Annotated in this window: 16 protein-coding genes, 1 pseudogene and 1 riboswitch; of the genes and pseudogenes, 11 read left to right on the top strand and 6 right to left on the bottom strand. The window is 74.0% G+C overall.

The features are described from left to right. Positions 1-24 precede the first annotated feature (24 nt). Positions 25-1,095, top strand: a pseudogene (locus tag CD790_RS12420) (AI-2E family transporter); the annotation flags it as partial. Here the strand turns inward: CD790_RS12420 and CD790_RS12425 are convergent. After that, positions 1,035-3,263: a SpoIIE family protein phosphatase gene (locus CD790_RS12425; protein WP_144383227.1), complete on the bottom strand. Its 2,229-nt coding sequence runs from the start codon at positions 3,261-3,263 to the stop codon at positions 1,035-1,037. The pseudogene CD790_RS12420 and the gene CD790_RS12425 overlap by 61 nt on opposite strands. 207 nt (positions 3,264-3,470) lie before the next feature. On the opposite strand from CD790_RS12425, the gene aspS reads away from it, so the two are divergent. From aspS to CD790_RS12440, 3 genes are all read left to right on the top strand, one after another. Beyond that, positions 3,471-5,264 carry an aspartate--tRNA ligase gene (gene aspS, locus CD790_RS12430; RefSeq protein ID WP_144383228.1) on the top strand — a complete coding sequence of 598 codons (1,794 nt, stop codon included), beginning with the start codon at positions 3,471-3,473 and terminating at the stop codon, positions 5,262-5,264. Between the two features lie 154 nt (positions 5,265-5,418). Further along, entirely contained in the window at positions 5,419-5,883 is a 465-nt protein-coding gene (locus CD790_RS12435; protein ID WP_144383229.1) for an Rrf2 family transcriptional regulator, read from the top strand. Between the two features lie 86 nt (positions 5,884-5,969). Continuing rightward, positions 5,970-7,166, top strand: coding sequence for a globin domain-containing protein (locus CD790_RS12440; protein ID WP_144383230.1), 1,197 nt, complete (start codon positions 5,970-5,972; stop codon positions 7,164-7,166). Positions 7,167-7,227: 61 nt separating this feature from the next. On the opposite strand, the gene CD790_RS12445 is transcribed toward CD790_RS12440, so the two are convergent. Then, entirely contained in the window at positions 7,228-7,659 is a 432-nt protein-coding gene (locus tag CD790_RS12445) for a DNA-binding response regulator (RefSeq protein WP_260867511.1), read from the bottom strand. 206 nt (positions 7,660-7,865) lie between these two features. Here CD790_RS12445 and CD790_RS12450 point away from each other — a divergent pair, with 206 nt between their 5' ends. The 3 genes from CD790_RS12450 to CD790_RS12460 all read left to right on the top strand — a co-directional run bounded on the left by CD790_RS12450 (position 7,866) and on the right by CD790_RS12460 (position 10,049). Beyond that, on the top strand, positions 7,866-8,393 hold the full coding sequence (locus tag CD790_RS12450) for a SigE family RNA polymerase sigma factor (RefSeq protein WP_144383231.1): 528 nt from the start codon (positions 7,866-7,868) through the stop codon (positions 8,391-8,393). Further along, positions 8,386-9,165 carry a hypothetical protein gene (locus CD790_RS12455; RefSeq protein WP_144383232.1) on the top strand — a complete coding sequence of 260 codons (780 nt, stop codon included), beginning with the start codon at positions 8,386-8,388 and terminating at the stop codon, positions 9,163-9,165. Before CD790_RS12450 ends, CD790_RS12455 begins: the two co-directional genes overlap by 8 nt. Before the next feature lie 68 nt (positions 9,166-9,233). Beyond that, a complete protein-coding gene (locus CD790_RS12460) occupies positions 9,234-10,049 on the top strand; it encodes a L,D-transpeptidase family protein (protein WP_260867512.1) in 816 nt (271 codons plus the stop codon). 101 nt (positions 10,050-10,150) lie between these two features. Here CD790_RS12460 and metG read toward each other — a convergent pair whose 3' ends face one another. Continuing rightward, positions 10,151-11,872, bottom strand: a complete 1,722-nt coding sequence (gene metG, locus CD790_RS12465) for a methionine--tRNA ligase (RefSeq protein ID WP_144383233.1) — start codon at positions 11,870-11,872, stop codon at positions 10,151-10,153. Between the two features lie 147 nt (positions 11,873-12,019). Then, positions 12,020-13,822 carry a VWA domain-containing protein gene (locus tag CD790_RS12470; protein ID WP_144383234.1) on the bottom strand — a complete coding sequence of 601 codons (1,803 nt, stop codon included), beginning with the start codon at positions 13,820-13,822 and terminating at the stop codon, positions 12,020-12,022. Positions 13,823-14,105: 283 nt separating this feature from the next. On the opposite strand from CD790_RS12470, the gene CD790_RS12475 reads away from it, so the two are divergent. Beyond that, a complete protein-coding gene (locus CD790_RS12475; RefSeq protein WP_144383235.1) occupies positions 14,106-16,175 on the top strand; it encodes a PhoX family phosphatase in 2,070 nt (689 codons plus the stop codon). Positions 16,176-16,542: 367 nt separating this feature from the next. Then, positions 16,543-18,048 (top strand): FAD/NAD(P)-binding protein, encoded by a 1,506-nt coding sequence (locus CD790_RS12480; RefSeq protein WP_144383236.1) that lies wholly within the window; start codon positions 16,543-16,545, stop codon positions 18,046-18,048. Here CD790_RS12480 and CD790_RS12485 read toward each other — a convergent pair. Further along, the gene (locus CD790_RS12485; protein ID WP_144383237.1) at positions 18,016-18,912 is read right to left on the bottom strand and encodes an endonuclease/exonuclease/phosphatase family protein; all 897 of its coding nucleotides are present in this window, start codon (positions 18,910-18,912) and stop codon (positions 18,016-18,018) included. The genes CD790_RS12480 and CD790_RS12485 overlap by 33 nt on opposite strands. A gap of 625 nt (positions 18,913-19,537) precedes the next feature. Further along, positions 19,538-19,668: riboswitch (FMN riboswitch) on the top strand. 202 nt (positions 19,669-19,870) lie between these two features. On the opposite strand from CD790_RS12485, the gene ribB reads away from it, so the two are divergent. Both ribB and CD790_RS12495 read left to right on the top strand, forming a co-directional pair. After that, entirely contained in the window at positions 19,871-20,548 is a 678-nt protein-coding gene (ribB, locus tag CD790_RS12490) for a 3,4-dihydroxy-2-butanone-4-phosphate synthase (RefSeq protein WP_144383238.1), read from the top strand. A 293-nt stretch (positions 20,549-20,841) separates the two neighbouring features. Then, on the top strand, positions 20,842-22,416 hold the full coding sequence (locus CD790_RS12495) for an MFS transporter (RefSeq protein WP_399217391.1): 1,575 nt from the start codon (positions 20,842-20,844) through the stop codon (positions 22,414-22,416). Here the strand turns inward: CD790_RS12495 and CD790_RS12500 are convergent. Continuing rightward, positions 22,370-24,061, bottom strand: coding sequence for an ATP-dependent DNA ligase (locus CD790_RS12500; protein ID WP_144383239.1), 1,692 nt, complete (start codon positions 24,059-24,061; stop codon positions 22,370-22,372). The genes CD790_RS12495 and CD790_RS12500 overlap by 47 nt on opposite strands. Positions 24,062-24,123 lie beyond the last annotated feature (62 nt).

Consider the following 24,123-nt stretch of genomic DNA (forward strand, 5'->3'; position numbering starts at 1 on the left):
ATCGGAGAGTCAGGGGAGCGTGCCTTGCTGCCGCGCGTCGCGCGGCGGGTCGCCGCGTGGTGTGGGGTGCTGCTGCTGGTCGCCGGGGTGGGGGCGGTGGGGCTGTGGCTGTGCTGGCACCTGAAGGCGGCCGTCACGCCCGTGCTGCTCGCGGTGCTCGGCACCGGGCTGCTCGCGCCGCTGCACCGGCGGCTGATCCGGGTGGGGGTGCAGCGCTCGCTGGCCGCCGGGCTGACCTGTCTGGTGCTGGTCGCGGTGGTCGGCGGCGCCGGATACATCGTGGTCAGCGCCCTGCTGGAGAGCGGTGACCAGATCGTCAGCTCGATCAAGCAGGTCGCCACCCGGTTCCGGGAGCACTTCGGCATCGCCGGCAACTCGCTCGGCGACATGGCCTCCAACCTCCGGGAGCTGGGGCGCAAGTACGGCGGCAAGGCGGCGACCGGGCTGCTGGCCGGCATCAGCGTCGTCGGCGAGATGCTGGCCATCTCGGTGCTGGCGCTGCTGCTGACCTTCTTCTTCCTGCGCGACGGCGACCGGGTGGTCGGCGCCCTGCACGAGCTGGCCCCCGGCGGGCGCGGGCCCCACCTGGAGGCGATGGGCAGGCGGGCCTTCCAGGCGGTCGAGGGCTTCATGCGCGGCACCACGCTCATCGCGCTGATCGACGCCACCCTCATCACCATCGGGCTGCTGATCCTGAGCGTGCCGGGCGCGGTGGGGCTGGGCGCGCTGGTCTTCGTGGGCGCCTACATCCCGTACCTCGGCGCCTTCCTCTCCGGCGCCGTCGCCGTGCTGGTGGCGCTCGCCGACGGCGGCATCGTCACCGCGCTGTGGGCGCTGGGCGTGGTGGTGGCGGTCCAGGTGATCGAGGGTCATGTGCTCCAGCCGGTGATCCAGAGCCGCACGGTCCAGATGCATCCCGCCATCGTCATGATCACCATCACGGCGGGTGCCAGCGTCGCCGGCATCCTGGGGATGCTGCTCGCGGTGCCGCTCACGGCCGCCGCCTTCGGCATCCTCTCCGAGCTGCGGGCCGGCTACTCGGCCGCCGCGGCCGCCGGCTCGCCCCGCCCCGGAGGCTCCGGGGACGTTCCCGGCCCCGACTCCGGTTCCGACGCCGTCGAGCGCTCCCCCGACGACCCCGGTCCGGTCGACGGTCCGGACTCGGCCTCGTAGAGCTCGAACCAGATGCACTTGCCCGCGCCCCGCGGGTCCACGCCCCAGGAGTCGGCCAGCATCTCCATCAGCAGCAGGCCGCGCCCGGAGGAGGCCAGCTCGCCCGGGTGGCGGCGGTGCGGCAGCTCGTCGCTGCCGTCGGCGACGTCGACGCGCAGCCGTCGGGTGCCCTGCCTGCCGCTGACCTCGGCGACGATGAGCGCGTCGCCGTCGGTGTGCACCAGCACATTGGTGATCATCTCGGAGAGCATCAGCACGCCGGACTCGATCTGCTCGGGGTCCGACCAGTCGTGCAGCATCTCGCGGAGCTGGTGCCGGGAGCTGGCGATGCGCTCCGGCTCGGCCTGGGCGACGGTGACCGCGGTGCGGCGGACCGGGGCGGTGCCGGGGCCGACCACGCAGACCTCGGAGTCCCGGCTGACCAGCAGCAGCGCGATGTCGTCCTCGCGGCGGTCGGCGAGCGGGCCGGTGGTGTGGTGCGAGGAGGGGCCGTGGACGGCCTGCACCAGGGCGTCGGCGAGCGCCTCCAGGTCCTCGCCGGGGCTGTCCTGGAGCTGCCCCCGCTCCTCGCAGACGGAGCGGATCCGCTCCCAGCCGGACTCCAGGTCGTGGCCGCCGGTCTCCAGCAGGCCGTCGGTGCACATCAGCAGCGTCTCGCCGGGGTCCAGCAGGATGCGGGTGGTGGGGTAGTCGCTGTCGGGGTTGACGCCCAGCGGCAGCCCGCCGGCGGTGGGTCGGGTGACCAGGGTGCCGTCGGCGAGCCGCACGGCGGGGTCGCAGTGGCCCGCGCGGGCGATGTCGAGCGTTCCGGCGACCGGGTCCACCTCGGCGTAGAGGCAGGTGGCGAAGCGCGGGTCGGCGATCTCCTCGTGGCCGTCGCCGTCGATCAGTCCGTACAGGAAGCGGGAGGCGCGGGAGAGCACGGCGTCGGGGTGGTGGCCCTCGGCCGCGTAGGCGCGCAGCGCGATCCGCAGCTGGCCCATGAGCCCCGCCGCCCGTACGTCATGGCCCTGGACGTCCCCGATGACCAGCGCGGTACGGCCGGAGGGCAGCGGGATCACGTCGTACCAGTCGCCGCCGACCTGGAGTCCGCCGCCGGTCGGGATGTACCGGGCGGCCACCGTCAGACCGGGGATGTCGGGCTTGCGGGCGGGCAGCATGGACCGCTGGAGGCCGTCCGCCAGCTCCCGCTCGGTCTCCTGGAGGGAGGCGCGGGAGAGCGCCTGGGCGAGCATCCGGGCGACGGTGGTGAGCACCGAGCGCTCGTCGGGGGAGAAGCTGACCGGGCTGTCGAAGGTCGCCACCCAGGCGCCGATGGTGCGTCCGGCGGCGATCAGCGGCAGATAGGCCCAGGACTGGCGCCGGTACGGGGCGATGATCGGCCAGGCGGTCGGGTAGCGCTTGCGGTAGCTGTCGGGGGACGGCAGATAGATCGCCCGGCCGGTGCGTATCACCTCCGCCGCCGGGTAGGCGGCGTCCAGGCTCAGGTCCGTGAAGGCCCGCTCGTTGCCGAGGTCGTGGCCGTGCTGCCCGATGATGTGGATGCGGTCGCCCTCCAGGCTGAAGACGGCCAGCCCCGAGGGCTCGAAGCCGGGCATCGACAGGCCGGCGGCCACCCGCAGCACCTCCGCGGTGGACCGGGCCTCGGCCAGCGCCCGCCCGGCGTCCAGCAGGAACGCCTCTCGGCTGCGCCGCCAGTCGCCGGTGATCGCGGGGCCGGCGGTGGCGGTGGTGCCCGGCTGCGGCTCGACGACCTCCTGAATGGTGCCGATCAGCTCGAAGTCCCCCGAGGTGCGGACCGGGCGGGTGCGGCTGCGCACCGTGCGCAGCACCTTCCCCTGCTCGTCCACGATCCGCACCCGGGCCTCGGCCAGGGTGCCCTCGGCGACGGCGAGCCGCACGATCCCCATGACCTCGACCCAGTCCACCGGGTGGAAGCGGGCCCGGGCGGCGGCCTCGGTGAGCGTCGTGGGCTCGGCGGGCAGCCCCATGAGCCGGGCCGCCTCGGCGTCGAGGTTGACCGTGCGCGAGGCATTGACCCAGCGCCAGAGGCCCGTCGCGATGGCCGCCAGGAGATCCTCGGTGTGCATTGCACCACCTTAGGGGGATTTGCTACGGGCTTACCAGTGAACGCCGTGACGCCGGTACCCTTGCGGGTGGCCTCCTGCGTGGTATGTACCGCCCACTGTGATCCACCGTGATTCAACGTTCAAGATTCACCGTAGATCACCGCCCGTGGCGGCACGGCCCCAGTGCCCGACCAGACGACGTGCCCGACCAGACGACTTGGATGAACGATGCATCGGTACCGGTCCCACACCTGCGGCGAGCTCCGCGCCGCTGATGTCGACTCCGACGTGCGGCTGAGCGGCTGGCTGCACAATCGGCGCGATCTGGGCGGCATCCTCTTCATCGATCTGCGCGACCACCACGGCCTGGTCCAGCTGGTCGCCCGTCCGGGCACCCCGGCCAACGAGGCGCTCAGCCACCTCACCAAGGAGACCGTGGTCCGGGTCGACGGCAAGGTCGTCAGCCGCGGCGCCGACAACGTGAACCCGGAGCTCCCGACCGGTGAGATCGAGGTCGAGGTCACCGAGGTCGAGGTGCTCGGCGCCGCCGAGCCGCTGCCCTTCACCGTCTTCCCCGAGGACGGGGTGAACGAGGAGCGCCGGCTGGAGTACCGCTTCCTCGACCTGCGTCGCGAGCGGATGCACCGCAACATCATGCTGCGCTCCGCGGTGATCGCCGCGATCCGGCAGAAGATGACCGCGCAGGGCTTCAACGAGATGGCGACCCCGATCCTGTCCGCCACCTCCCCGGAGGGCGCGCGCGACTTCCTGGTCCCCTCCCGGCTGCACGCGGGCCGGTTCTACGCGCTGCCGCAGGCCCCGCAGCAGTTCAAGCAGCTGCTGATGATCGCCGGCTTCGACCGCTACTTCCAGATCGCGCCGTGCTTCCGCGACGAGGACGCCCGCGCGGACCGCTCCCCGGGCGAGTTCTACCAGCTCGACGTCGAGATGAGCTTCGTCGAGCAGGAGGACGTCTTCCAGGTCATCGAGAAGGTCATGACCGAGCTCTTCGAGGAGTTCGGCAAGGGCCGCCACGTGACCTCGCCCTTCCCGCGCGTCCCGTTCCGCGAGGCGCTGCTGAAGTACGGCTCCGACAAGCCGGACCTGCGCGCCAAGCTGGAGCTGACCGACGTCACCGACGTCTTCGCCGACTCCGACTTCAAGGCCTTCGCGGGCAAGCACGTGCGCGCACTGGCCGTGCCGGACACCGCCGACCAGCCGCGCAAGTTCTTCGACGGGCTCGGTGAGTTCGCGGTGGAGCACGGCGCCAAGGGCCTGGCCTGGGTGCGCGTCGGCGAGGGACTCCCCGACAAGGCCGCGCTGACCGGCCCGATCGCCAAGTTCCTCACCGAGGACGACGTCAAGGCGCTCACCGAGCGGCTCGGCCTCGCCCCCGGCCACGCGGTCTTCTTCGGCGCCGGCGAGTTCGACGAGGTCTCGAAGATCATGGGCGCGGTGCGGGTCGAGGCCGCGCGGCGCGCCGGCCACTTCGAGGAGAACGTCTTCCGCTTCTGCTGGATCGTCGACTTCCCGATGTTCGAGAAGAACGAGGACACCGGCCAGATCGAGTTCTCCCACAACCCGTTCTCCATGCCGCAGGGCGGCCTGGAGGCGCTGCAGACCAAGGACCCGCTGGACATCCTGGCCTGGCAGTACGACATCGTCTGCAACGGTGTCGAGCTGTCCTCGGGCGCCATCCGGAACCACGAGCCGGACATCATGTACAAGGCGTTCGAGATCGCCGGCTACAGCAAGGACGACGTGGAGCGCGAGTTCGGCGGCATGCTGCGCGCCTTCAAGTTCGGCGCCCCGCCGCACGGTGGCATCGCCCCGGGCGTCGACCGCATCGTGATGCTGCTGGCCGACGAGCCGAACATCCGCGAGACCATCGCCTTCCCGCTCAACGGCAACGCGCAGGACCTGCTGATGGGCGCGCCGAGCGAGGTGGACGAGGCGCGGCTGAAGGAGCTGCACCTGTCGATCCGCAAGCCGGTCCAGGTCAAGCAGGCCGACAAGGGCTGATCCGGCATCGTTCGTTCGACTCGGCCCCGGCCGGCGGCGCGTCCGCGCCCCGACCGGGGCCGAGTCGTCTCCGCGCCTCCGAGGCGGCACGTCGTGGCTGTCATCACACCGCAGCTAATTGGTATCTGAGATGCCAATTAGCTAGCGTGCTGGTGTGCGACTGACGAAGAGCACCGACATCGCGCTGCGGATCGCGATGCGCCTGGCGGTGCTGGACGACGAGGCCGAGGCCCCGGCCACCCGCGAGGTGGCGGAGGCCGTGGCGGTCCCGTACACCCACGCGGCCAAGGTGGTCAGCAGGCTCCAGCGGCTCGGGGTGGTCGAGGCGCGGCGCGGCCGCGGCGGCGGCCTCACCCTCACCCACGCGGGCCGCACCGGCTCGCTCGGGCGGCTGCTGCGGGAGCTGGAGGGGGTCGGGGACGTGGTCGGCTGCGAGGACGAGCCGCCCTGTCCGCTGCGGAGCGCCTGCCGGCTGCGGTCGGCGCTGCGCACGGCGCAGGAGGCGTTCTTCGCCTCCCTCGACCCGCTCACCATCGACGACCTGGTCGGCCCCCCGACCGGTCCGGTGCTGCTGTCCCTGAGTCCGGGCCCGCGTGTCGAAGGACCCCCGGCGGGCTGAGGCCATCGAGCCCCGCTCGACGAGCCCCACGCGTGATGACGCACGCCCTTAAATGCGAATCTCACATTCATATTTGGAGCCCCAGGATGCTGTCAGCGAAGTCCGCCGAGACCGTGCGCGCCACCCTGCCCGTGGTGGGCGCCTCCATCGGCGAGATCACCCCGCTCTTCTACGCGAAGCTCTTCGCCGCCCACCCCGAGCTGGCCCGCGATCTCTTCAACCGGGGCGACCAGGCCCAGGGGACCCAGCCGCAGGCCCTGGCCGGCTCCATCGCCACCTTCGCCACCGTCCTGCTCCAGCGTCCGGAGGCCCGCCCGGACGCGCTGCTGGCGCGCATCGCCCACAAGCACGCGTCGCTCGGGGTCACCGCCGAGCAGTACCCCGTGGTGCACCGGCACCTGTTCGCGGCCATCGCCGAGGTGCTCGGCGACGCGGCCACCGAGGAGGTGGTGGCCGCCTGGGAGGAGGTGTACTGGCTGATGGCGAACGCCCTGATCGCCATCGAGGCCCGGCTGTACGCCGAGGCGGGGGTGGCCGCCGGAGACGTGTGGCGCGAGTACCGGGTGGTGGACCGGGTCCCGGAGACGGACGAGGTCACCAGCTTCGTCGTCACCCCGCTGGACGGCGCCCCGCTGCCGCCCGCGCGACCCGGCCAGTACGTCTCCGTCCAGGTCGAACTCCCCGACGGTGCCCGGCAGATCCGGCAGTACAGCCTGTCCGGGGCCCCCGAGGGCGCCCTGCGGTTCTCGGTCAAACGCGTGGCCGCCGACGCCTCCGGAGCCCCGGAGGGCGAGGTCTCGGCCCATCTGCACGACCGGGTGGACCGCGGCGCCGCCCTGCGGATCAGCGCCCCGGCCGGTGATGTCGTCCTCGACGAGGGGGACGGGCCGCTGCTGCTGGTCTCGGCGGGCATCGGCGGCACCCCGATGATCGGCATGCTGAACCACCTGGCGGGCACCGGCTCCCCGCGCCCGGTCGTCGTGGCCCACGCCGACCGCACCCCCGCCGCCCACGCCTTCCGCGCCGAGCTGGAGCAGCTGGTCGCCAAGCTGCCGGACGCCGTGGCGCACCTGTGGTACGAGCGGCCCGACGGCGAGTGGCCCGCCGACCGCACCGGGCTGATGGACCTCGGACGGATCGACGTCCCCGCGGGAGCCACCGCCTACCTGTGCGGACCGGTGCCGTTCATGCGCGCCGCCCGCGCCCAGCTGCTGGCGGCGGGGGTCCCGGCCCGCGCCATCCACTACGAGGTCTTCGGCCCGGACCTGGGCCTGGACGGCTGAGTGGAAGCCCGCCCGCCGGTGTCACCGCACCCCGGCGGGCGCCGGCGGCAGGGGCCCGGCCTCAGGGCCGGGACCACGGCCCCGGGGCGTCCCCCAGCCGTCGGTCCACGCCGCACGGCGCCGCGCCCTCGCCGCGCGCCGCCCGGTGCACCGCGCGCAGCAGCCGCCGTGGCGTGGCGCGGTGCCGCCACAGCACGGCCCGTACGCCGTACTCCACCACCGCCATCAGCTCCACCTCCCGCAGCTCCCCGGCGACCAGCACCACCCGCTGACGCCCGCCGCACAGCAGTCGGCGCAGCTCCGCGCCGGCCCCCGCGTCCAGCCGCTCGACGAGCATCACCGCGACCGCGCCGTGCGGCCGCTCGTCGCGCTCGTGCGGCCGGTCCAGGAGTTCCACGCTGGGCTCGTCCCGCAACAGGCGGGCGACGCCGGCCCGGAAGCGCGGGTCGGGGCCGTGGACCGTCACCGTGACGGGGCTGTCCGGCACTGACACTGCGGTTCCTCGACTTCCCTGGCTTTCCTGCGGTCCTCGGATGACACAGGGTCAGCGAAGGGGTTAAACAATCGGTTGCCGCCGGATCAACGGCCCCTGGGGCGTGGGCTTTTCGACGCGGGGCAACCCGATGCGCCGGCCACCGCGTTCCCTGGGTGTGGAGTACACCGTGAGAGCAGGAGAGCGGCGATGGCGAGGACAGGTCGGTGACGGGTGCGGGCACCACACCGGGCCTCGGCTTCGAGGAGTTCGTGGCGGCTCGCGGGCCCCGGCTGCTGCGCGTGGCCTGGCTGCTGACCGGCGACCGGCACCTGGCGGAGGACCTGCTGCAGACCGTGCTCGCCAAGGTGTGGCCCCGCTGGCGGGCGATCGCGGCGGACGACCCGGAGGCGTATGTCCGCCGGGCCCTGGTCAACACGCACACCTCGTGGTGGCGGCGGCGCTGGCGCGGCGAGGTGCCGCACGGCGAACTGCCGGACACCGGCGCGGGGACGGATCCCTTCGCGGAGGTCGACCTGGAGCGCTCGCTGGCCTCGGCGGTGCGCGGGCTGCCCGCCCGACAGCGGGCGGTGGTGGTGCTGCGCTACTTCGAGGACCTGAGCGTGGAGGAGACCGCACGGGTGCTCGGCTGCGGCCCCGGCACCGTCAAGAGCCAGGCCGCCAAGGCGCTGCGCAGCCTGCGGGCCGTGCTGCCCGTCGCGACGCTGGTCGAGGGCGGTGACCGCCGTGGATGAGGCCGAGAACGCCTACGAGCGGGAACTGCGGGTCCTGCTGGACCGGGCGGTGCCACGGCTGGCCGCGCCCGCCGAGCGGATGCCGCAGATCCGGGAGCGGGTCAGGCGCCGCGCCCGGCGCCGCCGCGCGGCCGGGGCCGCCGGCGGGGTGGTGGCGCTGGCGGCGCTGGCCACGCTGGTGGCGCCCCGGTTCGGCGCCGGCGGCCCGGCGCCCGGCGACCCGGGGCCGCCCGTCGACCCGGTGCCGCCGGCCGCCTCCGGGACCGCCGGGCGACAGGCCGGCGCCGAGGTCCGCTACCCCCGCCTCGGCGGGCTGACGGTCCGCCTCCCGGCCGGCTGGACCGCGCTGGAGACCAGCGCCTCCGCCTCCCCGGGCGCAAAGGCGCTGGGCTTCGCCGGAAACCGGCCGCGGGAGGCGTACGGCCCGCCGCCCTGCCACAAGTCCCCCGCGGGCGACTGCGTGCCGCTGGACCTGCTGTCGCCCGGCGACGCGCTGGTCGCCTTCCGCCCGCTGACCGACAAGAGCCCGACGGGCGAGGCCGTGCCCGGGGCGCTGGCGGAGCGGGCGCTGAGCGCGGCGTGCGAGGAGGCCGGCGCCACCTGGGAGGCGGAAGGTCGGCTCGCCGTCCCCGAACGCCGGGGCGGCGGTGCGGTGCGGGTCTCCGTCTGCCTGACCCGGCCCGGCGCCGAGGACATCCGCCGGATCCGGGACCTGTACGCCTCCGCCCGGTTCGGCGACGACGCCCCGGCCGCGCCCGGCGCCGACCGCTGATCCGGCCTTGCCCGAAACGGCCTGTCATTCACCCTTTCTTCCCTCATCACTTCCCGAAGGTGCCGCCCATGCCCCTCCCCGAGTCCCCGACCGCGCCCCCGCGCAAGGCCCGTCCGCGTACGGTGTCGTCCCAGGCCCGGCTGCGCACGGCCACGGCCGCCGCCGCTCTGCTGCTGTCCACGGGAGGGCTGGCCGGCTGTGGCTCGGGTGCCGGCTCCGGCGGGTCCGGCGGCGTGCTGGCCGCCCCCTCGCAGACCCCTTCCGCCACCCGGGCCGCCGCCCCCGCGCGGACCTCGGACCGGCTGCCCGGCCTCGGTCCGCACACGCTGGCGAAGGTGCCGGAGGAGGCCCGGCAGGCCGTGGTGGTCACCGGAAAGGGCGCCGACTCCTCCGACTCCACGGTGGTGTTGTACGAGCGCACCGCCGACGGCTGGCGGGCCGCCGGCCCGACCTGGCCCGCCCACAACGCCCTGCGCGGCTGGACCGACGACCACCGGGCGGGCGATCTGCGCTCACCCCGGGGCGTCTTCACGCTGACCGACGCGGGCGGTCGGCTGCCCGACCCGGGTGCCCGGCTCCCGTACCACCGCTCCGCCGCCTTCGTCGTCAACGGCACCGGCTTCCGGGGCGAACCGCTGGCCGGGTCCTTCGACTACGTCGTGGCCATCGACTACAACCGGGTACGCGGCACCTCGCCGATGGACTGGAGCCGCCCGCTGGGCGCGGCCAAGGGCGGCGGCATCTGGATCCACGTGGACCACGGGGGCCCCACGCAGGGCTGTGTCAGCCTCATCAAGCCCCATATGCGGGCGCTGCTGCGGGCGCTCGACCCGGCGCGGGACCCGGTGGTGGTGATGGGCGACGCGGCGGCGCTGGCGCGCTGACACCAGGGCGGCCGGGCGCGGCCGGGTAGCGCGAAGGCGCCGGGTGGGCTGGAGGTCCAGCCCACCCGGCGCCTTCGGCACGAACGTCCGCGGGAAGTCCGCTACGCGACGGCGTCCTGGCCGCCGAACCGCTCGCGGTACCCCGCCAGGTCGTCCTCGGTGATCTTCGCGAAGAGCACCGGCGGGACGGTGAAGGGCGTGCCGGCCGGGACGGAGGCGAGCGCCCTGGCCTCGTCGGGGCTCACCCAGACGGCCGTGTCGTCGGCCAGCGAGAAGGCGGAGCGCATGGCGGCCGCCGACGCCGGGATGAAGGGCTCGGAGACCACGGCGTAGAGGTGGATGAGGTTCATCGCGGTGCGCAGGGTGAGCGCCGCGCCCTCCGGGTCGGTCTTGATCTCCAGCCAGGGCGCCTTCTCCTCCAGGTAGGAGTTGCCCGCGCTCCACAGCGCGCGCAGCGCGGCGGCCGCCTTGCGGAACTGGAGGGCGTCCATGTGGCCCTCGTACTCCGCCAGCAGCTCGGCGATCTGCTCGCCCAGCCTGGTCTCCGCCTCGCCGGCCTCGGCGCCGGCCGGCACCTCGTCGCCGAAGCGCTTGCGGGAGAAGGACAGCACCCGGTTGACGAAGTTGCCCAGGGTGTCGGCGAGGTCCTTGTTGACCGTGGCGGTGAAGTGCTCCCAGGTGAACGAGGTGTCGTCGGACTCCGGGGCGTTGGCGATCAGGAAGTAGCGCCAGTAGTCGGCGGGCAGCACCTCCAGCGCCGCGTCGGTGAAGACGCCGCGCTTCTGCGAGGTGGAGAACTTGCCGCCGTAGTACGTCAGCCAGTTGAACGCCTTGACGTAGTCGACCTTCTTCCAGGCGTCACGGGTGCCCAGCAGCGTGGCCGGGAACATCACCGTGTGGAAGGGGACGTTGTCCTTGGCCATGAACTCGGTGTACCGGACGGTGTCGTCCGCCTCGTACCACCACGACTTCCAGTCGCGCTCGGCCGGGTTCTGGTCGGCCCACTCCTTCGTCGCGCCGATGTACTCGATCGGGGCGTCGAACCAGACGTAGAAGACCTTGCCCTCGGCGGCCAGGTCCGGCCAGGTGTCGGCCGGGACCGGCACACCCCAGTCCAGGTCGCGGGTGATGGCGCGGTCCTGGAGCCCCTCGGTCAGCCACTTGCGGGCGATGGAGGAGGCCAGCGTCGGCCAGTCCTTGCCGTGCTCGTCGACCCAGGCCGCGACCTCCTCGGCCAGCTTGGACTGGAGCAGGAAGAGGTGCTTGGTCTCGCGGACCTCCAGGTCGCTGCTGCCGCTGATCGCGGAGCGCGGCTCGATGAGGTCGGTCGGGTCGAGCACGCGGGTGCAGTTCTCGCACTGGTCGCCGCGCGCCTTGTCGTAGCCGCAGTGCGGGCAGGTGCCCTCGATGTAACGGTCGGGCAGGAAGCGGTCGTCGGCGTTGGAGTACACCTGGCGGATCGAGCGCTCCTCGATGAAGCCGTTGGCCTTCAGCTCGCGCGCGATGGTCTGGGTGATCTCCACGTTCTGCCGCGAGGAGCTGCGCCCGAAGTAGTCGAAGGACAGCCCGAAGCCGTCGTAGATCGCCTTCTGGGCGTCGTGCTGCTGCGCGCAGAAGACGTCGACCGGCAGCCCCGCCTCCTTGGCGGCCAGCTCGGCCGGGGTGCCGTGCTCGTCGGTGGCACAGATGTAGAGCACGTCCTCGCCGCGCTGGCGCATATAGCGGGCGTAGACGTCGGCCGGGAGCATGGACCCCACCATGTTGCCCAGGTGCTTGATCCCGTTGATGTAGGGAAGGGCGCTGGTGATGAGGTGTCGAGCCATTTCAGGCTGCTCCCGAGTCGATACCGTGGGTGACTGAATCCTTGTAGCTGCATTGTGCGGCTACAGAATCTCAGTATCGTACTGGACCACCCGCGGCCGCCCGCGCCCCGTTTTTCCGGAGCGCGGGCGGTCCGACGCGGCTGTCGCCTACCGCTCGCGGCCGGCTTCCGGGAGCACCCCGGCGGCCCGGGCGTCCGCCAGCCACTGCGGGAAGCCCCGCACCAACTGCCCGTACAGCTCCCCGTCGGAGAGCTCGCGCGGCTCCAGGCCGGCGTGGAAGAACCCGGCGTTGTCCACCACCCGCCGCTCCGGCACCGCGAGCTCGTCCAGCTTCCGCAGGAAGTCGAAGCCCCGCGCCTCCGGGTCGCCGAACCCGACGAACTGCCAGAAGATCGGCAGCCGCGCCGCCTCGCACAGCGCCTTCTCGGCGGCGGGCTTGCTGGTGGGGGCGCCATCGGTCTGGAAGATCACGAGAGCGGGGGCCGTGGCGCCCGACTCCTCGTGGTGCTTCACGACGGCGTCGATCGCCCAGTGGTAGTTGGTGCGGCCCATGTGGCCGAGCGCGGAGTGCGCCTCCTCGATCCGGCCCGCGTAGTCGCCCAGGTCGATCTCGGCGGTGCCGTCCACATCGGTGGAGAAGAACACGACGGGTACGGTCCCGTCGTCGTCGAGGTTGGCCGACAGCGCCAGCACCCGCTCCGCCAGGTGCTGCGCCGACCCGTCCTTGTAGTACCGCCGCATCGACCCCGACCGGTCCAGCACCAGGTACACGGCCGCCCGCTCCCCGCTCAGCCCCCGCGCGTCCAGCGCGTCGGCCGCCGCCTTGACGAGCGACACGAGCCCGGGCGCCCGCGCGGCCACCTTCGCCTCCAGCGTGGCCGTCGGCTTCGGGACCTCCTCCGCCTCCGCGGCGGGTGCCGCCTCCGCGTCGGAGGCCGCCTCCGGCGCGTGGTCCGCCTCCGGCGCGGGTGCCGGCTCGGGGGTCTCGCCCGCGGGCTCCCGTACGTCGGTCTCGGCGGCCGACTCGGGCCGCTGCTCCGGCACGGAGGCCGGCTCCGCCGGGGCCTCGGTCCCGGTCTCGGTCTCCGCCACGGTCTCGGTCTCGGCCTCCACCACGGCCACCGGCGTGACCGCCGGCTCCGTCGCGGCGGCGACGTCCTCCGGGGCGGTGCCCCGCGCCGTGGGCCCGGCGGCGCCCGCCACGGTGTCCTCGGCCGGGCGCTCGGCCTGGGCCGGGACGGCCGGCTCGGCCTCGGCCTCGGGGGCCGGGCCGGTCTCGGGGGTGTCGGCCGCCGCGGTCTCCTCGGCGGTGACGGTCACGTCCGCCGTGGGGGTGGCGTCCGGCTCGGGCCGGTCCGCCGCCGCGGCCACCGGCTCCACCTCGCCCGCCCCGGCGGGGGCGGCGGGCTGGGGCTCCTGGGCCGGGGACGTCAGGATCTCGTCGAGGGTCTTGAGCGGGGTGGTGAAGGCCGGGTCGGTGAGGGTGGACTCGGCGGCGGGGAGCTCCTCGGCCGGGGTGGCCGGGGCGGCGGCCGGCTCCTCGGTCGCGGCGGGCCGCGGTTCGGGGGCCGGGGTGTCCGCCGCCGGAGCGAGGGCCGGGGACTCGGCGGCCGGAGCGAGGGCCTCCGCGATCGGGGCGGAGGTCTCCGTGTCGCCCGGAGCGGCGGCGCCCTCAGCGCCCTCAGCGCCCTCGGTGTTCTCGCGCGTCTCGTGCTCGCTCGCCCCGGGAGCGGCCGCGCGCGGAGCGGTCTGCTCCGTCTCGGCGGCGGCGTCCTCGCGCGTCTGCTCCTCGCTCCCCCGCGGAGCGGCCTCGGCGGCGGCGCCCTCACCGGCGGGCGCGGCCTCCGTCGGGGTCGTGGGCGGGGTGGGGTCCGCTGCTGGGGCGGCGGGTTCCTCCCGCTTCGTCCGGGAGCGGCCGAAAACAGTGCGCAGCAGGTCCCGTATGCCCATGGGAGAAAACCCCTCACTATCGAGCGCGGTGCGGTGTGCGAAGTGCGGTGCACAGCGTATGGCCATCTGTGGTGCCGAAAGGCTAGCGGTACGGGCGGGCGGCGCCCGCCCGCGCCGGAATGACCGAAAGGCGATCGCACAGCCGTTCAAGTCACCTGCCGTTCACTGTCGGTTCATGATGTGGTCGTCGACTCGCGGGCCACGCCCCGTAGCTTCGCGGCGGATCGATTCCGACGTCATGTCGGCGCAGGACGCGCCGGTGATGCCCATACGGAGGGAAGACGTGCGCAAGTTCCTGCCGCTGATCGGCTCGCACTCGGGCGGCCGTTCCGCCATGACCTGTCGCTACCGCTGTGGCGACGCATGCTTCCAGGACGTCCCCAACACCAGCGACAACGCCTACCTCGGCGATGTCATCGCGGACGCCCTCTCGCGCCGCAACGTGCTGCGCGCCAGCGCCGTGGTGACCGTGGCCGCCGCCACCGGGGTGACCGCGCTGGGCCAGGCCCCGCAGGCGCGGGCCGCCGGCCAGTCCCCGGCCGCCATGCCCGGCGGGGTGAAGGACGCAGCGCGCGGCCTGCGCTTCGCGCCGGTGAAGCCGAACACCAAGGACGCCGTGACCGTCCCCGAGGGGTACGGCCAGAACGTGGTGATCCGCTGGGGCGAACCGATTCTGCGTGGCGCCCCCGCCTTCGACCCCGCGAAGCAGACCGCGAAGGCCCAGGCCGGCCAGTTCGGTTACAACAACGACTTCCTCTCCCTGCTCCCGCTCCGCGGCGAGAAGCACCGCCAGGTGCTCGTGGCCAACCACGAGTACACCGACGAGGTGCTGATGTTCGAGAAGTACGACCCGGAGAACCCGACCCGCGAGCAGGTCGAGATCGCCTGGGCCGCGCACGGCCTCTCCGTGGTCGTCGTCCAGGAGGAGCAGAAGACCGGCAAGCTCACCGCGGTCCCCCGGCACCACCTCAACCGTCGCGTCACCGCCACCACCCCCTTCAAGGTCACCGGCCCGGCGGCCGGCAGCGCCCTGCTGCGCACCTCCGCCGACCCGACCGGCACCAAGGTCCTCGGCACGCTCAACAACTGCGCCGGCGGCACCACCCCGTGGGGCACCACGCTGCACGGCGAGGAGAACTTCAACCAGTACTTCGCCAACGGCGGCGGTGTGATCGACCCGACCGAGGCCGCCCGCCTCAAGCGGTACGGCATCACCGGCGGCGCCTCCGAGCGCAAGTGGGAGCGTTTCGACAAGCGCTTCGACGTCACCAAGGAGCCGAACGAGCCGCACCGCTTCGGCTGGGTGGTCGAGCTCGACCCGTACGACCCGCACTCCACGCCCCGCAAGCGCACCGCGCTGGGCCGTTTCAAGCACGAGGCCGCTCAGCCGCGGCTGACCGCCAGCGGCCGCCCGGTGATCTACATGGGCGACGACGAGCGCTTCGACTACTTCTACAAGTTCGTCTCCTCGAAGCGGATGATGAAGGGCGACTCGCGCGCCGCCCGCGAGCACAACCTCACCCTGCTCGACGAGGGCACGCTGTACGTCGCCAAGCTGACCGGCGACAGCCCGGCCGAGCAGATCGACGGCAGCGGCCGGCTCCCGGCGGACGGCCAGTTCGACGGCAGCGGCGAATGGATCCCGCTGGCCAGCGGCAAGAAGTCCTTCGTGGAGGGCATGACCGCCGAGGAGGTCTACGTCTTCACGCGGATGGCCGCCGACAAGGTCGGCGCCACCAAGATGGACCGCCCCGAGGACGTCGAGCCCAGCCCGCGCACCGGCCGGGTCTACGTCGCGCTGACCAACAACAGCGACCGCGGCAAGCCGGGCAAGGCCGGCGCCGACGAGGCCAACCCGCGCAACCTCAACAAGCACGGGCAGATCCTGGAGCTGGCCGAGCACTGGGACGACCCGGCCTCCGACCGCTTCGCGTGGCGGCTCTTCCTCGTCGCCGGCGACCCCAAGGACCCGTCGAGCTACTTCGCGGGCTTCCCCAAGGACCAGGTCTCCCCGATCTCCTGCCCGGACAACGTCACCTTCGACCCGCACGGCAACCTGTGGATCTCCACCGACGGCAACCAGCTCGGCAGCCACGACGGCCTGTTCGGCGTGGCCACCGCCGGCAGCCGGCGCGGTGAGGTGCGCCAGTTCCTGACCGTGCCGACCGGGGCCGAGACCTGCGGCCCGATCGTGCAGGGCCGCCGGGTGCTGGTCTCCGTACAGCACCCGGGCGAGGTGGACGGCGCCAGCGTCGAGAAGCCCGCCTCGCACTGGCCCGACGGCCCGGGCAGGATCACCCGCCCGGCCGTGGTGAGCGTCTGGCGCCGGGACGGCCGCGACATCGGCGTCTGACACCGTCGACGCCGATCCCACAGGGGGGGAGGTGGTGGCCGGGCAGTGGGGGGACCCGCCCGGCCACCACCGTCGTCACCGCCTGGGCGGTCGTGCGCCGCGCAGGCACCGAGGCTCCGTACGCCTCGCAGGCGCCAAGGCACACACGCCGCGCCGGCACCGAGATGCCGTACGCCGCGCCGGCGCCAGGGCCCCCTAGGCAGGCCGCGCCGGCGCCCGCACTCTGACCGGGGTGCGGCGCGTGTCTCGGCGTCGTGGGGTGAGAGGCGTGCGAGGGGGCGCGCGCTCGGCTGATGGCCGGCGGACCACCCCGACGGCCGCGCGTCGCGGGGGCCCGGCCGGGGCACCGTGTCCGGTGGAGGTGCGGATGCGCAGCATGGGCCGGGATGTCGTGGTCATCGGCGGCGGGGCCGCCGGGGCGAGTGTGTTCGTCCAACTGGTGGCCGCGGCCACCAGCGCGGAGGCGCGCGAGGAGGTCCGGACGATCACGGTGGTGGACCCCCGGCAGATCGGCTGGGGCCTGGCGTTCGGCGACGACGACCCGCTGCTGCTGTGCGACACCGCGGTGGGGATCAACTCCCTGCTGCCGAACCGCCCCGACGACTTCGCCGACTATCTCCGGTCCACCGGCTGGCAGGGGCGGCGCGAGGACTGCGTGGAGCGGTCCCGGATGGCCGAGTACTGCCACCACCGCTATCTGCGGGCCCGCGATCGGGCCGTCGCGCACGGCATCGAGGTGCGGCACGTCCGCGACCTGGCCCTGGCGGTCGAGGTGGTGGGCGAGGGCCGGTACGCGGTGGTGTCGGCGGGCGGCGGGCCGGTGCCCGCCACCGATGTGGTGGTGTGCACGGGGGTGCGCACGCCGCGCGTGCCGGCCGGCTTCGACCGGTACACGCGCGTGCCGCGGTTCCTGGAGAGCCCCTATCCGGCCTCGCGTGTCCGGGCGCTGCGCGACGAGCACCCGGCCGGGGCCCGGGTGCTGGTGGTCGGCACCCGGCAGTCCGCCGTGGACGCCGCTCTGCTGCTGTGCCGGGACGGCCACCGCACCGTGATGACCTCGCCGTCCGGGCGGCTGCCGGCCGTACGGACCTCGCTCGGGCCGCCCGCCCGGGCCCGCTTCCCACCGCTGGAGCGGATCCCGCGGATCGACCCCGACGACCCGCTGCTGGAGTGGAAGGTGATGCGGCGCGCGGTGGAGGCGGTGCGCTCGCTGGGGCCGCGCCCCCTGCGCGAGCAGATCTCGACGGAGACCGACCCCGAGCGGCGGCTGCGCGAGGAGATCGCGCTGGTGGACTCGGACGCCTGCCAGTGGGAGGGGGCGATGGTGAGCCTGATCGAGACCCTGATCGACTTCGCCCCGGCGCTGCCGCCGGGCCGGCTCCAGCGGCTGCTGGACGAGAACCCCTGGTTCACCGGTCGGTACGCCACCGCGCTCACCGTCGTCAACGCCCGCCGGCTGCTCGACCACTTCGAGTCCGGCGCGCTGACCGTCGCGCCGGGCTATCCGGACGAGGTGGCGTACGAGGCCGGCCCCGGGCCGGGCGGGCTCGGGGGCGGCTGGCGGGTGGGGTGGCCCGACGGCACCGTGGACCGCTTCGACCACGTGGTCTCCGGCACCGGCTTCCACCCGCCCGTGCTCCACCGCGAGCGCGGCGGCGGAACGCTGCACCTGGCGGCCCGCCCCCCGATGGCCGCGGCCGAGCCGGTGGAGTGGCTGGGCCCCAGTCTGCGGCTGCTCCCGGAGCGGATCTGGGTGTGCGGGGTGGGCACCCATATGCGGATCCCGTTCGCCAACCACCTGCGCAACGTGACCCGTCAGGCGAGCTGGGTGGTGGACCAGCTAACGGGCCGGGGTGGCGGAGGCGGCGGGTAGGTCGTGCAGGTCGAGGTCGACCAGCAGCGCGCGGTGGTCGGTGTCCGCCAGGTCCACGAAGCGGCTGGCGCGCGGCCACAGCGCCTCGCTGACCAGGACGTGGTCGATCTGGGCGCCGAGCGGCGGGGCGGTGAGGCTGGGCCAGGTCGGGGTGCGGGCGGCGCCGGTGAGCCGGGCGCTGTCGCGCAGCCCGGTGTCCAGGAGGGCGCGGAAGGCGGCGTGGTCCTGGGTGGCGTTGAAGTCGCCGGCGATCAGGGTCGGCAGGCTGCCGCGTCCGGCGGCGTAGTCGCGCAGCCGGCCCAACTCGGTGCGCCACAGGTCCACTCCCCCGGGCACCGGGGGCATGGGGTGCGCGACCTGCACCCGCACCCGGTGCCCGGCGACGGTGGCCACCGAGCCCGGCATGGAGAGCGTGCCCGGCACCCCCTCCTCGTCCGTCAGCGGATAGCGGCTGAGGATCGCCGAGCCCTCGGCCGGTCCGCCGGTGACGACGTTCCGGTGCGGATAGGTCCGGCGCACGGCGGGGGTGTCCAGCGCCGCCGCGCAGCGGACGTCGCACTCCTGGACGGAGACCAGGTCCGGCCGCTCCGCGCGCAGCGCCGCCACCAGCCCCTCGGTGGCCCCGCCGAACTCCAGGTTCGCCGTCAACACCCGTAGCCGGGCGACCACCCGCCCTGGCGGTTCGGAGGCGGCGGTCCCGTCGTACGGCTGGATGAACCACCCGGTGACGACCCCGGCCACCAGGGCCCACACACACCCGGCGGGCCAGCGGCCGACGATCGCCAGCAGCAGCCCCAGCGCGGCGGGGACCAGCAGCCAGGGCAGGAACGCCAGCAGCTGCGGCACCGGAGTGACTCCGTCCATATCCGCCGCCCGGCATCCCACGACCACGCTGACCGGTGTCAGCGGCGCCACGGCCGCCCAGGCCGCCGCCCGACGCGCCCGACTGATCCCGCCGGACGGCGCCAGGAGCCGTAGGGCGCGCGACCCGCCCGCCGACCGCCACCCCGGTGCCGATCGGTCCGGGCTCCGCTCCTCGGTGACCGGTGTCTCCACGCCCACGCTTCAGCCTCTCGGTTCCGTTCCGCACGCGCGGAGGCTCGCCTACGACGGCCGGCCCGCGCGACGCCGACCTTCCAGCGGCGGACGGGCCTCCTGCCCGTCCGTCGCGTCGGCCCTCGGGCCGAGCCGCCGCGCGACACCGCCCGGCCCATGCCAAGCCTTCCCCATGGGCCGTTCGGCGAGGCGACGTCCCGCCGCACGGACGATGTCGGGTGGCCGCCGGAGCGGCGTCGGGTCCCGTCCACGCCACCGCGCGCCCGCGGACGCCGTGGTCCGGTGCTCCGCGGCCGTCGGCCGCCAGTCGTCGGTCGTCAGGGGCGGCAACTGCCCTGATACACAAGAAGGCTGATCTTCACTCAGCAGGGGGAGATGTGATACTTGACACTTCGTCACCTCTCGGCTCTGTGTCAAAATGCTCGCAGAGTACTCGCGTGCTCCGGGGTCGGTGAAACTCCGAACCGGCGGTGAAAGTCCGCGACCCGGCCGAACCCATCGGCCGGTTGACCCGGTGGAACTCCGGGACCGACGGTCAAAGTCCGGATGGTAGGAAGTACGCGGCGGCACGAGGTTCGTGCGATGGCTCGTCCTGCGCCGGTCCGACCGAGAACCGGGCCCGGGGCTCCGCCCATCGCGTCGGCCGTGCTCGCGATCCCCGGAACTGCGCAGGCGGACGGGGAGCGGCACCGGCTTCCGACATTCCCACACCACGCCCCCGCCCGCTCCTGGCAGACCCGTATGGAAGGGCAGGAGGGCCACTCCCATGGCAGTGGTGGATCAGACCGCACACACGACGCAGCAGGCCGAGGCCACGACCGAGCGTCTGCTCGCGGTGGAGCAGGCGATCGAGGCGTTCGCCGAGGGCGGTTTCGTCGTCGTCTTCGACGCCGAATCCCGAGAGAACGAGGGCGATCTGATGGTCGCCGCCGAACACACCGACGAGCAGGCGCTCCAGCAGCTGTTGGACCACACCTCCGGGGTGGTCTGCGTGGCGCTCCCCGACGAGCGCGCCGCCGAGCTGCGGCTGCCGCAGATGGTGACGGACAACACCGGGCTGCACGAGACCGCGTTCACCGTCTCCGTCGACCTGAAGGAGGGCGGCACCACCGGCATCTCCGTGCAGGAGCGCGCCCGCACCATCCGGGCCTTGGCCGACCCGACCACCGCCCCGGACGACCTGTGCCGGCCCGGCCATGTCTTTCCGGTGCGGGCCCAGCCGGGCGGGGTGCTCCAGCGCGACGGCCACACCGAGGCCGCCGTCGACCTCTCCCTGCTGGCCGGGCTGTCCGGCGTCACCACCATGTGCGAAGTGGTCAAGCCGGACTGGAGCATGGCGCGCTACGAGGACCTGAGCCGGCTGGCGGCGAGTCGGTTGATGCCGCTGATCTCCGTGCGCGACCTGGCGGCCTATCGACTGGCGCGGGCGGCCAGCAGGCTCTGACCCCCGAAGATCGACTGGTGGCCGTCCCGGGGCGGGTCTACGGTCGGGGTATCGAGCGCCGCCGCGCGCCGACGCCCGCATCGGGGCCGTAGCCCGCATCAGGGCCGGCGCCCGGTCGGGTTCGGGGTCCTCGTCGGAGTCGGGACCCCGGTCGGGGCGTAGCCCCTCAGGGCCGGCTCGACAGTCAGGCGAGAGGCGCGGAGGCCGCGGGGAACGGGCCGTGTGCCCCCCGAGCGGCGACGGCGTGGGCCCGGGCGACGGCGTGGGCCCGGCAGGACCGACCGAGCACGATCATGGCGACCTCCCGCCCGGCGGGCCCGGCGCAGACGGGTACCGCCGGGCGCCGCGGAGACGGCGGTGGCGGCAAGGGCATGGCACTCGCCGTCATCGCCGCCTGCCAGCTGATGGTGGTGCTGGACATCACCATCGTGAACATCGCGCTGCCGGACATCCAGAGCGCGTTGGACTTCTCCACGACCGGGCTGTCCTGGGTGGTCAACGCCTACACCCTCGCCTTCGGCGGGCTGCTGCTGCTCGGCGGCCGGGTCGGCGACATCCTGGGCCGCAGACGGGTGTTCAGCTACGGGGTGCTGCTCTTCGCGTTCGCCTCGCTGCTCGGCGGGTTGGCGCAGACCTCCGGCTGGCTGCTGGCGGCCCGGGCGCTCCAGGGCGCCGGGGGCGCCATCGCCTCCCCGACCGCGCTGGCGCTGATCACCACCACCTTCACCGAAGGCCCGGAGCGCAACCGGGCCTTCGGCGTCTTCTCCGCCGTCTCGGCGGCCGGCGGGGCGATCGGGGTGCTGGCGGGCGGGATGTTGGTCGAGTGGCTCGACTGGCGCTGGATCTTCTTCGTGAACGTGCCGATCGGCCTGGCGATCGCGTTCATCGCGCCGCGCCGACTGGCCGAATCGGAGCGCCATCCGGGCCACTTCGACCTGTCCGGCGCGCTCACCTCCACCCTCGGCATGGCCTCGCTGGTCTACGGCTTCATCCGGGCCGCGCAGGACGGCTGGCGGGACCCGCTGACGCTGACCGCGTTCGGCACGGCGGTGGTGCTGTTGACGGCGTTCGTCGTGGTCGAGCGGCGGTCGCCGCAGCCCATCACCCCCCTGTGGATGTTCGGCGACCGCAACCGCGCGGCCACCTACGGGATCGCGCTCAACCTGGCCGCCGCCATCTTCGGCGTCTTCTTCTTCCTGACCCTCTTCGTGCAGGACGTGCTGGACTACAGCCCGCTCCGGGCCGGCGTGGCGTTTCTGCCGGTGAGCGCGCTCATCGTGGTCGGCGCGGGGCTCGCCTCCCAGCTGCTGCCGCGCTTCGGCCCGAAGCCGCACCTGGTGGCCGGCGCGCTGCTCACCACCGCCGGACTGGTCTGGCTGACCCAGGTCGAGCCGGACAGCGGCTACGCCGGGTCCATCCTCGGCCCGATGCTGGTCTTCGCGCTCGGCATGGGGCTCCAGTTCATCTGCCTCACCCTGATGGCCGTCTCGCGCGTCGCCCCACGCGAGGCCGGGGCCGCGTCGGGGCTGCTCAACGCCACCCAGCAGGTGGGCGGTTCGCTCGGGTTGTCCATCCTGGTGACCGTCTTCTCCACCGCCGGCCGCGACCGGGCCGAGGAGGTCGTCCCGCGCTTCCTGGCCGAGGCCACCGCGAGCGAGCGGGCCGCGTTCGCGACCACGGGGCGGCTGCCGCCGCCCTGGAACGACGAGATCCTGACGGCGGGCATCAGCACGGCCTTCACGGCAGCCGCCGTGTTCACCGCGATCGGGGCGCTGATCGCGCTGCTGGCCATCCAGGTGCGGGCGTCCGACCTGGACAACTTCAAGGGGCGGGGTTCTCCTCCGGCGGGTCCCCCGGCGCGGCCCTGACATCGGGTGTGGTCGTGTTCGGCGGTGTGGTCGTGACGTCCGGCGTGGTCGCGGCGTCCGGTGTGGTCGCGCTCGGCGGTGTGGTCGTGTCGTCCGGCGTGGGCATGGCCCCCGCGCGCAGCGCCAGCACCGTCTCCACCGTGTCCGCCTCCGCCGCCGACTTGTCCTCGCGGTAGCGCACGACGCGGGCGAAGCGCAGGGTGACGCCGGCGGGGTAGCGGGAGGAGCGCTGGAGGCCGTCGAAGGCGATCTCCACCACCAGCTCGGGGCGGACCCGCACCACCCAGCCGTCGTCGCTGACCGCGATCCGCTGGAGCGCCTCGGTCTGCCAGGCGAGGGTGGCGTCGGTCAGCCCCTTGAAGGTCTTGCCGAGCATCGCGAAGCCGCCGTCCGGGAGACGGGCGCCCAGATGCAGGTTGGAGAGCCTGCCGGTGCGGCGGCCGTGGCCCCACTCGGCGGCGAGCACCACCAGATCGAGGGTGAGCACCGGCTTCACCTTCAACCAGGCCGCGCCACGCCGGCCCGCGCTGTACGGGGCGTCCAGCGCCTTGGCCATCACCCCCTCGTGGCCGAGCTCCAGCACCTCCCGGGCGAACTCCCGCACCGCGCGGCGGGTGTCGGGGTCCGTCGGGTCCTCGGCCACCAGCCGCCGCACCCGGCGCCGTGCCGGGGCGATGCGCGCCAGCTCCGCGTGGCGCTCGCGGGTCGGTCGGCCGAGCAGCTCCCGGTCGTCGACGGCGAGCAGGTCGAAGAAGACCGGGTGCAGCGGCAGCGCGGCCCGCGCGCCGGCCACGTCGAGCGTGGAGCCGACCCGGCTGGAGACCTCCTGGAAGGGGCGGGGCCGGCCGTCCTCGTCGAGGGCGATCACCTCGCCGTCGAGCACGGCCCGGTCGGCGGCCAGCTCGCGGGCGGCCGCGACGACGTCCGGCAGCCGGTCGGTGATCTCGTCCAGGGTGCGGGTGTAGATCCGCACCGTCTCGCCGTCGCGGTGCACCTGCACCCGGATGCCGTCCAGCTTCTCCTCGACCGCGCAGGGGCCCAGCCGGTCCAGCGCCTCGTCCACGTCCTTGGCGCTGTGCGCCAGCATGGGCTGCACCGGCCGCCCCAGCTCCAGCCGGAACGCCGCCAGCGCCGGCGGGCCGCCGGCCAGCAGCGCCCGCGCCACCGCGCCGAGCGAGCCGCCCAGCATCACCGCCCGGCGTACCTCCTCGGGCTGGGCGCCGGCGGCCGCGGCGAGCCCCTCGACGGCGAGCGCGTCCAGGGCGCCCTGGCGCGGTTCCCCGCCGATCAGCCGGAGCAGAAAGCCCTGTTCCTCCTCGGTGGCGGCGGACATCAGCGCGGCCAGCAGCCGCTTGCGCTCGGTGGTCGCGCCCTTCCCGGCCACGGCCGCGATGCGGTCGAGCGCCGCGTGCACCTCCGCCACCTCCAGCCGCGCCTCGGCGGCCGGCGGCGGTCGCTCGCGCAGCGTGCTCCAGCCCACCCCGGTACGGCGTTGCGGCAGCCGGCCGGCGAGGTAGGTGATCACCACGGGGGCCTCGTCCGGCGGCGTGCGCGCGAAGAGCCGGGCCAGCGCCGCGACCTTCGCCGAGCGGGCGGCGGTGGCCGCGACCTCCCCGGAGGTCCGGGCTACGTCGGCCAGCAGCATGCGTCCATCGTCGCCCGCGCCGGGCGGCCGCGCAGGTCGTCACCGGACCCGACCGGGGCCCC

This window comes from Streptomyces sp. SAJ15, from assembly GCF_007595705.1.
Taxonomy (GTDB): Bacteria; Actinomycetota; Actinomycetes; order Streptomycetales; family Streptomycetaceae; genus Streptomyces.